This window comes from Duganella sp. Dugasp56 (assembly GCF_047304105.1).
Taxonomy (GTDB): domain Bacteria; phylum Pseudomonadota; class Gammaproteobacteria; order Burkholderiales; family Burkholderiaceae_D; genus Rugamonas; species Rugamonas hordei.
Map to the genome: position 1 here is coordinate 1 of NZ_JBGLYQ010000027.1, position 11,941 is coordinate 11,941.

Annotated in this window: 13 protein-coding genes; 9 read left to right on the top strand and 4 right to left on the bottom strand. The window is 64.8% G+C overall.

Going from position 1 to position 11,941, the window contains the following annotated elements:
- Positions 1-2,168, bottom strand: a 2,168-nt coding sequence (locus tag ACCD07_RS19170) for a 2-oxoglutarate dehydrogenase E1 component (RefSeq protein WP_413448260.1), incomplete at its 3' end; no start/stop codon positions are given.
- A 182-nt stretch (positions 2,169-2,350) separates the two neighbouring features.
- Here ACCD07_RS19170 and mug point away from each other — a divergent pair.
- From mug to ACCD07_RS19190, 4 genes are all read left to right on the top strand, one after another.
- The gene (gene mug, locus ACCD07_RS19175; protein WP_176650810.1) at positions 2,351-2,899 is read left to right on the top strand and encodes a G/U mismatch-specific DNA glycosylase; all 549 of its coding nucleotides are present in this window, start codon (positions 2,351-2,353) and stop codon (positions 2,897-2,899) included.
- 7 nt (positions 2,900-2,906) lie between these two features.
- Positions 2,907-3,695, top strand: a complete 789-nt coding sequence (locus ACCD07_RS19180; protein WP_176650811.1) for a DNA/RNA non-specific endonuclease — start codon at positions 2,907-2,909, stop codon at positions 3,693-3,695.
- Positions 3,692-3,952 (top strand): hypothetical protein, encoded by a 261-nt coding sequence (locus ACCD07_RS19185; RefSeq protein WP_176650812.1) that lies wholly within the window; start codon positions 3,692-3,694, stop codon positions 3,950-3,952. Before ACCD07_RS19180 ends, ACCD07_RS19185 begins: the two co-directional genes overlap by 4 nt.
- A gap of 119 nt (positions 3,953-4,071) precedes the next feature.
- Entirely contained in the window at positions 4,072-5,784 is a 1,713-nt protein-coding gene (locus tag ACCD07_RS19190; protein ID WP_413448261.1) for a DUF4214 domain-containing protein, read from the top strand.
- A gap of 7 nt (positions 5,785-5,791) precedes the next feature.
- On the opposite strand, the gene ACCD07_RS19195 is transcribed toward ACCD07_RS19190, so the two are convergent.
- Together ACCD07_RS19195 and ACCD07_RS19200 are read right to left on the bottom strand one after the other, a co-directional pair.
- A complete protein-coding gene (locus ACCD07_RS19195; RefSeq protein WP_413448262.1) occupies positions 5,792-6,787 on the bottom strand; it encodes a diguanylate cyclase in 996 nt (331 codons plus the stop codon).
- A gap of 30 nt (positions 6,788-6,817) precedes the next feature.
- A complete protein-coding gene (locus ACCD07_RS19200) occupies positions 6,818-7,624 on the bottom strand; it encodes a sensor histidine kinase (protein ID WP_413448263.1) in 807 nt (268 codons plus the stop codon).
- Between the two features lie 165 nt (positions 7,625-7,789).
- Here ACCD07_RS19200 and queE point away from each other — a divergent pair, with 165 nt between their 5' ends.
- The 5 genes from queE (at position 7,790) to ldcA (ending at position 11,313) form a co-directional block, all read left to right on the top strand.
- On the top strand, positions 7,790-8,425 hold the full coding sequence (queE, locus tag ACCD07_RS19205) for a 7-carboxy-7-deazaguanine synthase (RefSeq protein WP_176650816.1): 636 nt from the start codon (positions 7,790-7,792) through the stop codon (positions 8,423-8,425).
- 13 nt (positions 8,426-8,438) lie between these two features.
- The gene (queD, locus tag ACCD07_RS19210) at positions 8,439-8,885 is read left to right on the top strand and encodes a 6-carboxytetrahydropterin synthase QueD (RefSeq protein WP_176650817.1); all 447 of its coding nucleotides are present in this window, start codon (positions 8,439-8,441) and stop codon (positions 8,883-8,885) included.
- Positions 8,878-9,363 (top strand): tRNA adenosine(34) deaminase TadA, encoded by a 486-nt coding sequence (gene tadA / locus ACCD07_RS19215; protein WP_413448264.1) that lies wholly within the window; start codon positions 8,878-8,880, stop codon positions 9,361-9,363. The genes queD and tadA overlap by 8 nt, the downstream gene beginning before the upstream one ends.
- A gap of 74 nt (positions 9,364-9,437) precedes the next feature.
- Positions 9,438-10,382 (top strand): alpha/beta fold hydrolase, encoded by a 945-nt coding sequence (locus ACCD07_RS19220; protein ID WP_176650819.1) that lies wholly within the window; start codon positions 9,438-9,440, stop codon positions 10,380-10,382.
- 10 nt (positions 10,383-10,392) lie between these two features.
- Positions 10,393-11,313, top strand: coding sequence for a muramoyltetrapeptide carboxypeptidase (gene ldcA, locus ACCD07_RS19225; RefSeq protein ID WP_176650820.1), 921 nt, complete (start codon positions 10,393-10,395; stop codon positions 11,311-11,313).
- Between the two features lie 11 nt (positions 11,314-11,324).
- Here ldcA and ACCD07_RS19230 read toward each other — a convergent pair whose 3' ends face one another.
- Positions 11,325-11,837, bottom strand: coding sequence for a hypothetical protein (locus ACCD07_RS19230; RefSeq protein ID WP_413448265.1), 513 nt, complete (start codon positions 11,835-11,837; stop codon positions 11,325-11,327).
- Positions 11,838-11,941: the final 104 nt, after the last annotated feature.

Genomic DNA, 11,941 nt, shown 5'->3' on the forward strand with positions numbered 1-11,941 from the left:
GGCAGGGTGGGCTGGCACACCTGGATATTTTCCTCCGCGCACAGCTGCAGATAGCGCTCCAGCCGTGCCGACGCGTGCTCCGGACCTTGTCCATCCTGGCCGTGCGGAAGCAGCAGGGTGACGCCGTTGCTTTGGCCCCACTTGGCGGCCGCCGCCGAAATGAAGTTGTCGATGACGACCTGGGCGCCGTTGGCGAAGTCGCCGAATTGCGCTTCCCACATCACCAGGGAGTCGTCGCGGATCGCCGAATAGCCATACTCGAAAGCCAGCACGGCGGACTCGGACAGGATGGAGTTATTGACGCTGAATTGTCCCTGTCCGGCAGCGAGGTGGTTCAACGGCACGTATTTTCCTTCGCCGCGCACTTGCCGGTTCTGGTTGTTCAGCACCGCATGGCGGTGGCTGAAGGTGCCGCGCTCGCTATCCTGGCCGCTCAGCCGAACGTGGGTGCCGGTGGCGAGCAGCGAGGCAAACGCCAGGTGCTCGGCCATGCCCCAATCGAGCGGCCTGGCGCCGTCCGCCATGTCGCGGCGGCTGCCGACGACCTTGGTCACCAGCGGGTGCAGGGCGAACGTTTCGGGCACTTCGGAAATCTTGTGCGCAAGCTCACGGATGGCGTCCAGCGACGGCGCGGAGTACCTGATATTTCGGCTTGCCTTGTTCGCTGCGAGCGGCGCCGGAATGACAGGCTCCTCGGCCTGGGCCAGGGTATCGCGATACGCGTTGGCGTATTCGTCGACCTGTTCCTGCGTCAGCACGCCGGCATCGACCAGCTTCTGCGCGTAGATGGCACGGGCGCCGGGATGGCCTGCGATCGAACGGTACATCAGCGGTTGCGTGATGCCTGGCGTGTCCTGCTCCTGGTGGCCGTGGCGGCGGAAGCAGACCAGGTCGATCACCACGCTGCGCTTGTAGGTGGTCCGGTATTCGATGGCCAGCCGAACCGCCTCGACGACGGCCTCGGGATCGTCGGCGTTGACGTGCAATACCGGCGCTTCGATCAGCTTGGCGATGTCGGTGCAGTAGAAGGTCGAACGGGTTTCGCCCGGGGCCGAGGTGGTGAAGCCGATCTGGTTGTTGATGACGATATGGATCGTGCCGCCGGTGCCGTGGCCCTTGGTGTAGCTCAGGTTCATGGTCTCCATCACGATGCCCTGGCCGGATATCGCGACGTCGCCGTGGATCTCGACCGGCAGCACGCCGCCTTCTTCCAGCACGCCCATCCGTTCGGCCTTGGCGCGGGCCATGCCCTGGACCACGGGATTGACGATTTCCAGGTGCGAGGGGTTGAAGGCGAGTACCACTTCGAGCGGCCCGTCGTCGGTCTCCATGGTCCCGGTGTAGCCCTTGTGATACTTTACGTCGCCGGCCGGCAGCAGGTGGGCGGTCTTGCCTTCAAATTCGTCGAACAGCATCTGGGCCGGCTTGCCGATGGTGTTCACCAGCACGTTCAGGCGGCCCCGGTGCGCCATGCCCAGCACCGCGCTTTTGATGCCGTGGGCCGCGCCGCGACGCAGCAGTTCGTCCAGCAGCACGATCAGCGCTTCGCCGCCCTCCAGCGAGAAGCGCTTCTGGCCGACGTAGCGGGTGTGCAGGTATTTTTCCAGGCCCTCCGCCGCCGTCAGCCGTTCCAGGATGTGCTTGCGCTGCTGGTTGCTGAGCTGCGGCTTCGAGTGGGCCGCTTCGAGCCGCATCTGCCACCATTGGCGCTGGCCGGCGTCGGCCAGGTACATGTATTCCGCACCGAGCGTTCCGCTGTAGGTTTCTTCGAGCGCCGCGACGATGTCCTTCAGCGATGCCGAATCGCCGTCCTGGAAGTAGGTGCCGGCGCTGCTGAAGTGGGTGTCGAGGTCGTTTTGCGTCAAGCCATGGTAGGCCGGCGTCAGCTCGGGCAGCGGTGGCACGGGGTTCCATTGCAGCGGGTCGAGCTGCGCCTGGCGGGCGCTGATCATCCGGTAGGCCGCGATCAGCGACTGCACCGCGACCTGCTTTCTGGCCAGCGATAACGACGCGCCGCCGCCCGCCGGCGCCAATTGCAGCGATTCGAAGTATGAACGCCATTCCCGCGACACGGAATCGGCATCGTCGAGGTAGGACTCGTAGAGCTCCTCGATATACGGCACGTTTTCTCCGAAGAGGAAGGATGTTCTCCAGTGTTGCTTCATCATGATGAATTACTCCTTGGCCTGGCATGGGCGCCTGGTTGGCCCCATCGATAATTCAGTATGGTATTCATCAGTAATAAAGGGAATTCCTGAGTGCATCACTCCGGAGCCAAACAGCATCGTTTTGGGGACATCGGGGCAAGCCTGGGTTGATCAGGCAGGCGCGCTGATCCATACTGCGCGGCATGCATCCCACCGACCAGCAAGCGCTTCCCGACATCCTTGGACATGGATTGGAAATTGTCTTTTGCGGCATCAATCCCGGCGCCGGCGCGGCGGCGGCCGGGCATCATTTTCTCGGCCGCGGCAACCGCTTCTGGCCGGTGGTTCACCTGGCCGGGTTCACGCCCCGCCAGCTGGCGCCGGAGGAAGACCGGAGCGCTCTCGACTTTGGCATCGGCCTGACGACCGCCGTCGAACGTCCGACCAGCCGCGCCAGCCAGGTCCATGCGCAGGAGTTCGAGGATGCCGCGTCGGCGTTGGCCGCCAAGATCGCGTTCTACCGGCCCCGTTGCGTCGCCTTCCTCGGCAAGGCGGCCTACGCCGGCATCATGCGGAAAGGAACGGTGGAGTGGGGCGAGCAGGCGGAGCGCTTCGGCGGCGCCAGGGTGTGGATCCTGCCCAATCCCAGCGGGTTGAATCGGGGATTTTCGATGGAAAGGCTGGTGGCGGCTTATTCGGTGTGCCATCGCGCGCTGTTGTCCGCTAGAATGCCGCCACCACATTCTGCCTGAAAGAAATATGCATCTGATTCAACGATCCGTCGCGGCCGCCGTAATGGCCTGCGGCTTGTTCGGCAGCGCCGCCGCCTGGGCCGGCGCCTGTCCTGCCCACTATGTCGACGGCCGCCTGCCGGAAATTCGCAATCCCAAGATGAGCAGCGCCACCACCGAGCTGTGCTACGGCGTGTTCGGCGTCATGCACTCCGGAATCACGCGCACGCCGCTGTGGTCGGCCGAACACCTGACCGCCGATAATCTGGAAGCGGCCAAGACGCTGTCGCGCGAGAATTCCTTCCACAGCGAATCGCTGCTGCCGGCCAGCCGGCGCGCCGAGTTGTCCGATTACGCGCGCAGCGGCTACGACCGCGGCCACATGGCGCCGAACGGCGACATGCCCGACCGCGAAACCCAGCACCAGAGCTTCACCTTGGCCAACATGGTGCCGCAGGATGCCGACAACAACCGCCACGTGTGGGCCGGCATCGAAGGCGCCGTGCGCAAACTGGCGCAGAAGGAGGGTGACCTGTACGTGCTGACCGGTCCCGCCTTCATCGGCGGCAAGCTGCAAAAGGCCGGCAACGTGCTGGTGCCGACCCACCTGTATAAACTGGTGTACAGCCCGCGCCAGCGCGCCGGCGCCGCGTTCTTCATCGAGAACCGCGCCGATGCCGAATATGAAACGCTGAGCATCGCGCAACTGGAAAGCCGGGTCGGCATCGATTTGCTGCCGTCGCTGTCGGCGGCCCAAAAAGAGACAATGTTGCGCTTGCCTAAGGTAAAAACTCGTAAATCCCGGAGTCAATCATGAGCAAATTCGTACCCTATGCGAACGAGTCCGACGTGCTGAACATCGGCCATCTGGCGATCGAAAACCGGCTCGACCGCGTCACCCTCAGCGGCGACGTCGACCTGACCGCCGACCGGGCAGGCTTGGCCGACGCCCGCGCACTGCACAAGCTGCTGGGCGACGTGGTGGCCCGGCTGGAGGCGCGGGAGCTGCCGGCCAAATTGCCACCACCGGCCACAGAGACTGTGGACAACCCGTTTGACGAGGGCAGCACCTGAGTGCACCCAATAAGTTGTTTTCTATGGTGACATGGAAAAAATGGAGCGGGCCGGACCGCTTGCCGCTGCCATTCTGATGTTACTATCACGCAATTACAGACCAACGCAACGGCAAGATCATGGCTTTTTTTACGACGGGAAATAATTCGATCGATTCTCTGGTGTACAGCAGCTGGGCGGCCTCGCCGGGCAAGGCCGTTACGCTGACGTACAGTTTCATGACCTCCGTGCCGAACGACGCCAGCGCCGACGATTCCAACGGCTTCGCGCCGATGTCGTCCGAGCAAAAGGCAGGTGTGCGCACGGCGCTGGCCGCGTGGGCGGCTGTGGCCAACGTCAAGTTCACCGAAGTCAGCTCGAACGGCAGTATCCAGCTGGGGACCAACGACCAAGGCAATCAAAGCAGCGGCTACGCCTACCTGCCGGACGGACACAACCCGACGTATTTGTTTACCAACAACGTGGACAGCTTCAACCGCGACTTCACTCCGGGCTCGTACGGCCCGGCCGTGCTGATCCACGAACTCGGCCACACGCTGGGACTGAAGCACCCGGGTAATTACAACTCGACCGGCGGCGATGTCGATGGCCCGTTCCTACCGGCCAGCACCGACAATCTCGACTACAGCCAGATGTCGTATCACGAAAGTTCCGGCTCCCAGTTGAGCGGCAAATACGGCATCACGCCGATGCTGTACGACATCCAGGCGATGCAATACCTGTATGGCGCCAACATGAGCTATCACACCGGCAACGAAACCTACAGCTTCACCCAAAGCGCGCCGATGCAGTGCATCTGGGACGCCGGCGGCACCGATACGCTGGACTTCAGCGGCTGCACCGCGCAGACCGTGATCAACCTGAACGCAGGCACCTTCAGTTCAACCGCGCCGGGCTACAACAATATCTCGATTGCCTACAACGTCACCATCGAGCGCGCGATCGCCGGCAGCGGCGGCTCCACCATCTACGCCAATAGCGCCGGCAACACCATCACCGGCGGCAGCGGCGCCGACACCATCTACGAGGGTGCCGGCAATGATGTGATCACCGGTAGCGGCGGCAGCGATACCGTGGTGTTTGGCAAGGCCGCATCCGCGTACACCTTCAGCGGCAGCGCGAGTCAGCTGACGGTCAGCGGCGACGGTACCGATACGCTGACCGGCATCTCCACGCTTCAGTTCAGCGACATGACGCTGCAGTTGGCAAACGTGAGCGTGAAGGCGGGCGGCGCCGGCGCGGATTTGCTGACCGGCGCAGCCGGCAACGAACTGATCGCCGGAGGCGCGGGGCTGGATGTTCTCAAGCTCAGCGGTGCGCGCGCCAATTACCAGGTGGCCGCCAACGGCTCGGCGGTGACCGTGGTGGACACTTTGGGCAATGGCGGCACCGACACGCTGATCGGCGTCGAACGGGTGCAATTTGACGACGTGTCCCTGGCGCTGGACGTCAACGGCACGGCCGGTCAGGTGTACCGCCTGTTCGGCGCCATGTTCAACCGGGTGCCGGGCCTGCCGGGCATGGGTTTCTGGATGGATGCGCTGGACCACGGCGCCAGCATCGTCAGCATCGCCGCGGGCTTTACCGGCAGCGCCGAGTTCGCCACTCGCTACGGCGCCAATGCCACCGACGAAACCTTCGTCACCGCGCTGTACAACAACGTGCTGCATCGCGATCCGCTGCCCGGCGGCTTCAAGTTCTGGACCGACGCGCTGCACGCCGGGACCTCGCGCGCCGAGGTGCTGGTCGGTTTTTCGGAATCGCCCGAGAATATCGCCAACGTCAGCCATATCATCCCGGTCGGCATTCCGTACACGCCCTGGGTAGGCTGAGCCGGGCTCACTCGGCGGGCGGCTCCGGCAGGCTGATGCGGTTGCGGCCCATGTGCTTGGCGCGGTACAGTGCCGAGTCGGCGGTCGCCACCAGCTGGCTGGGGTCGTTTTCCGCCGCCGCCAGCGCGGTTGCCGCGCCTATGCTCACCGTCACCACGTGCTGCTGGCTGCCCAGGTTGGGCAGGTGCAGCTGTTCGACGCGGCAGCGTATCCGTTCCGCCACGATGGCCGCCCCCTTGAGCGACTGGTTGGGCAGGATCACGGCGAACTCCTCGCCGCCGTAGCGCGCCACCAGGTCGTTGGCGCGCATCTCGCTCGACACCGCGCTGGCGATGCGCTGCAGGCATTCGTCGCCGCCCAGGTGGCCGTAGGCGTCGTTGTATTGCTTGAAATTGTCGACGTCGACCATCAGCAGCGACAGCGGCTGCTGCTGGCGCAGCGCGCGCTGCCACTCGGCCTGCAGCGTGTCGTCGAAGCAGCGGCGGTTGGCCAGGCCGGTCAGGCCGTCGCGCCTGGCCAGCTGCTCCAGCGCCACCTGGGCGCGCTTTTCGTCGGTGACGTCGCGCAGCGTTTCCACCACGGCCACCAGCTTGCCTTCGGCATCGAAGATCGGGCTGGCGTCGACCTCCAGGTAGCGGCGCCGGCCGACGCGCGGCATGTCGCACCAGTTTTCCGCGCGCAGGTTATGGTCGCCGTGGTTGCTGCGCGCATGGCGGTTGTACAGCGCGTTCAGGTCGCCGGAGCGGCCCTGGATCACCAGGTCGGCCAGGGTCGGGCGCTGCTCGTGATAAAAGCACTTCCAATGGTCGCCGGTGCCCAGCACCTCCCAGGCGTCGACGCCGGTCAGGCGCTCGCAGGCCTTGTTCCAGATGATCACCTTGCCGTGGATGTCGACCACGAAGGTCGGAATGACCAGCAGCTCCATCAGTTTGAGGGCGAAGCCGTGCTGCATGTCGGCCTGCGAAAATTCCATCAGATGCTGGATTTTTTGCGTGTTGTGCATGGACAGGTCCGCTTTCTTGTCGTTTTCTTGTTATTGAATCGGAAAGGACATGGTCAACGCCGTCCCGTGGCCGGGTTCGCTGGAGATGTCGAGGCGGCCGCCGGCTTCGGCCACGCGCTGGGCGATGCCGCGCAGGCCCAGGCCGCTCCGCGCCGGCGGATCGGGCAGGCCGATGCCGTTGTCGCGCACCGTCAGGCTCAGGCTGTCCGCGCCGCGGCACAGGCCGATGCAGACCTCGGAAGCCTGGGCGTGGCGGGCGATGTTGCTCAGCGATTCTTGCAGGACGCGGTAGACCACCGCATCCATGACGGCGCCGTCGCCGGACTGGGCGGTAAAGGCCGCCGGCTCGGCCTCGAGCCGGCAGGGAATGCCGCTGAGGCGGGAAAATTGCTCCATCTGCTGCTGGAGCGCGCCCTGCAATCCATCTTCCAGCGCCTCGGGCGGCAGGTCGCGGACGATGGTGCGCAGCGAGCGGGTGGCGCTGTGCAGCCGGGCCTCGACCTGGGCCAGCGGCTCGGCCAGTTGCGGATGGCGGATGGCCAGGCGGGCGACCTCGAAAGTCAGCGCCAGCAGGTGCTGGCCCATGTCGTCGTGCAGGTCGCGGGCGATGCGGCGCCGTTCGGCGTCGCGCAGCGACTGCTGGCTGGCGTTCAGGCGGTGGATTTGCTGGCGGGTCTGGACCAGCGCCTGTTCCGCCAGTTCGCGGCTGCCGCGCTCCATGCCCAGCCGCTGGTGGAGTTCGGCCAGCACGCGGCGCAGCCGGTGCTGGCGCCACAACAGCGCCAGGGCGATGGTCGCCAGCGCGACCCCGCCGGCAACGATGATATCAATTTCCAAGTATGTTGCAGTGTAGCGCATGCTGTATCTTCTCCGGATGGGTGTCCACCGGGTCAACATATCGTGGTTGCCTTGCAGTAGCATTGTGCTAAGTCAACTTTGGAAGGCATAGGCCGAAAACAGCGGCGTGAGATATAATTGAGGGTTGTCCAATCAGGAACCGCCGTGACTTACAGTATCAAAGAGATTTTTTACACGCTGCAGGGTGAGGGCGCCCATGCCGGGCGTCCCGCCGTGTTCTGCCGCTTTTCCGGCTGCAATTTGTGGACCGGGCGCGAGATCGACCGCGCCAGCGCCGTTTGCCAGTTCTGCGATACCGACTTTGTCGGCACCGACGGCGAAGGCGGCGGCAAGTTCAAGACGCCGCAGGAGCTGGCCTCGACCATCGACGCGCTGTGGCCGCAGACCTACGCCGCCAGCAAATACGTGGTGTTCACCGGCGGCGAGCCGCTGCTGCAGCTCGATACCGCGCTGATCGATGCGATGCATGCGGTCGGCTTTACGATCGCGATTGAAACCAACGGCACGCTGCCGGTGCCGGCCGGCGTCGACTGGATCTGCGTCAGTCCGAAGATGGGTTCGCAGCTGGTGGTGACCAAGGGTAGCGAAATCAAGGTGGTGATCCCGCAAACGGGGCAGGACCTGAGCGCCTACGAGCAGCTCGATTTCGAGAATTTCTACGTGCAGGCGATGGACGGCCCGCTGGCCGAGTTCAATACCAAACTGGCGATCGAAACCTGCAAGCGCAATCCGAAATGGAAGCTGAGCTTGCAAACACATAAACTTTTACAGATACCCTGAGTACCCATACATAATGCTGACCATTACCCGCAAGCTGGAATTCGACGCCGGCCACCGCATCCCCGACCACAAGAGCCAGTGCCGCAACCTGCACGGCCACCGCTACACGCTGGAAATCACGCTGACCGGCAACATCATCACCGCCGAAGGCAATTCCGACAACGGCATGATCATGGACTTTTCCGACATCAAGGCGCTGGCCAAGGAACACCTGGTCGACGTCTGGGACCATTCCTTCATCGTCTACGAGAAGGATGCGGCGGTGCGCGATTTCCTCGCCACGCTGCCCGGCCACAAGACGGTGGTGATCGACCGCATTCCCACCGTGGAAAACCTGGCCCACGTGGCGTTCGAGATCCTCAAGTCCGCCTACAAGGACCGCTACGGCACCGGCCTGCACCTGCACAAGCTGGTGCTGCACGAAACCCCCAACTGCTGGGCAGAGATCACCGATGCCTGAGGCAATCGATTTTATGCGGCTGGCGCTGGAGCAGGCGCAGCACGCGCGGGATCTGGGCGAGGTGCCGGTGGGCGCCGTCGTCGTCAAGGACGGCGTGGTGATCGCGCGCGGCTACAACCAGCCGATCGGCAGGCATGATCCGACCGCGCACGCCGAGATCGTCGCCCTGCGCGCGGCGGCCGAGGCGCTGGGCAACTACCGCCTGCCCGGCTGCGAGCTGTACGTGACGCTGGAGCCGTGCGTCATGTGCTCGGGCGCGATGATGCACGCGCGCCTGGCCAGGGTGGTCTATGGCGCCACCGACCCGAAGACCGGCGCCTGCGGCTCGGTGCTCAACCTGTTCCAGCAGGAACAGCTGAATCATCACACCGACGTCGCCGGCGGCATCATGGCCGAAGAGTGCGGCGACATGCTCAAGAGTTTCTTCGCCGCCCGCCGCGCGGCCGCCGCGGCAGCCCGCAAAAGCACGACTGACTAGCGGCGGTTTTCCTGGCGCCGGCAAAAATGGTATGCTGAAGCCAGTGTTTATCCGGACCATCCAGGGAGACTGCTTTGGCCACCGCACAAGCAAACGGCATTACCATCGCCTACGAGGCCAGCGGCAATCCGCTGGACACGCCGGTGCTGCTGATCATGGGGCTGGGCATGCAGCTGGTGGCCTGGCCGCAGGACTTTGTCGACGGCCTGGTCGAGCAGGGTTACTACGTGATCCGTTACGACAACCGCGACATCGGCTTGTCCAGCAAGTTCGAACACCACAAGAAACCCAATCTGCTGCTGGCCTACCTGAAGTCGCTGGTGGGCTGGAAGCAGTCCACCGCCTACACGCTGAACGACATGGCCGACGATGCGCTCGGCCTGCTCGATGCGCTGGGCATAGGCAAGGCGCACGTGGTCGGCGTATCGATGGGCGGCATGATCGCGCAGATTTTCGCTTCCCGCTTCGCCAACCGCACGCTGAGCCTGACCTCCATCATGTCCAGCAGCGGCCGGCGCGGCTTGCCCGGCCCGACGCCGGCGGCGCGCAACGCGCTGATGCGCGCGCCGGCCGATCCGGCCAACCGCCAGGAAGTGGTCGACCGCATGGTGTCGGTGTACCGCGTGATCGGCAGCCCGTCGTTCCCGACGCCTGAACGGCAGTTGCGCGCCAACATCGAACGGGCGCTGGATCGCAGCGTCTACCCGGCCGGCATGATGCGGCAGATGGTGGCCGTGGTGGCGTCCGGCGACCGCACCGCGCTGCTGCGCAAGATCCGCTGTCCGGCCCTGGTGATACACGGCGCGGCCGACCCGCTGGTGCCGCTGGCTTGCGGCGCCGATACGGCGGCCGCCATCCCGAACGCCAGGCTGCAGGTGATCGAAGGCATGGGCCACGACCTGCCGCCGCAGCTGATCGAACGGCTGCTTGCCTTGCTCGACCATCACCTGCGCGGTAATATGGCGGCGGACATTCCTCCGCTGAGACCGCATCGGGCGGGCAGCGGCACCCATCAATGACAGAGACATTTTGAGCACATCCAATATCGGCATCGCGATTGCCGCTCCGGGCGGCTACGCGCCCGACAACGCGGCACTGCAGGCAGGCATCGCGCGCCTGCGCCAGCAAGGCCACCTGGTCCACAATTACTACGACGACGACAAGAAATTCCAGCGCTTCGCCGGCACCGACGCCGGTCGCCTGGCGCAGCTGAACGCGGCCGCCGCCGATCCGGACGTGCAGGTGGTGGTGGCGCTGCGCGGCTCCTACGGCATGAGCCGTTTGCTGCCGCAGATCGATTTCCGCGCGATGGCCGACAGCGGCAAGCTGTTCGTCGGCTACAGCGACTTCACCGCCTTCCAGATGGCGCTGATGAAGCAGACCGGCCGCATCAGCTTCGGCGGGCCGATGATGTGCGACGATTTCATCCGCGAACAGCCGGTGGACTACACGCTGAACCAATTCTGGGATTGCCTGCGCGGACCGGTGCACACGGTGCGCGGCGCGGTGGCCGAGGGCGGCGCCGACAACCCGCTGGTCGACGTCAGCGGCAAGCTGTGGGGCGGCAACCTGGCGATGATGGTCAGCTTGCTGGGCACGCCGTATTTCTCGTCGCTGGACCAGGGCATCGTGTTTTTGGAGGATATCAGCGAGCACCCGTACCGCGTCGAGCGCATGGTGCTGCAGCTGTTCTACGCCGGGGCGCTGGAAGGCCAGCGGGCGCTGGTGCTGGGCGATTTCTCGGGCTACAAACTAAGTCCGTACGACAACGGCTACGACTTCGAGACGATGCTGGCTTATCTGCGCGAGCGGCTGCCGATCCCGGTGCTGACCGGGCTGCCGTTCGGCCATATCAAGGAGCGCGCCACGCTGCCGTACGGCGGCATGGCGCATCTGGTGTCGACGGCGCGCGGCTTCGACCTGACGATCAGCGACTACCCGACGCTGTGATTACGCGGTGATCACTGCACCCGGCGCACGCGCGGCGCCTGGTTGCTGCCTTCGATTTCCAGGAATATGGTGCCGAGCAGGTTGCGGGTGATCTTGATTTTCGGGTTGTCGATTTCGTTGACGTTGCCGCTGCTGTCGTCGTTCACGCGCCAGGACTGGCCGTTGGCGAGGCGGAACGTGGTGTTCGGCCCCCAGCCGTCGATGCGGCCGATCAGCGTACTCTGGATGAAGGTGGGCGAGTCCGGCTTGCGCATCTGGGTAGCGGTCAGACCGAAGTTGCGCTCGGCTTCCTCGGCGGCGCTGATGGCGGCCGGCGCGGCGGCGGTGGAAGCAGGCACGGCTGCGGCAACGGTTGGAACGGCCAGGGCGACCGGCCTTGCCGGCGCAGCGCCAACCGGAATCGCATCGTAACAGGCCACGCGGCCGGCGACGTCGGCGATGGCGCGGCAGCGCAGCAGGGCGGAGTCGTCCGCGACGGCCGAAGCGGATACGGACACCGCCAGCAAAACAAACAAAGCTTTCATCGGGCTCTTTCCAGGTTGTGGGCGCCGCTAACCGGGTGCCGACTGGACTGGATTATAGATCACCTCGGCTGCGGTGGAGCTGGCTGGGCTCAGCTTGGGACGGG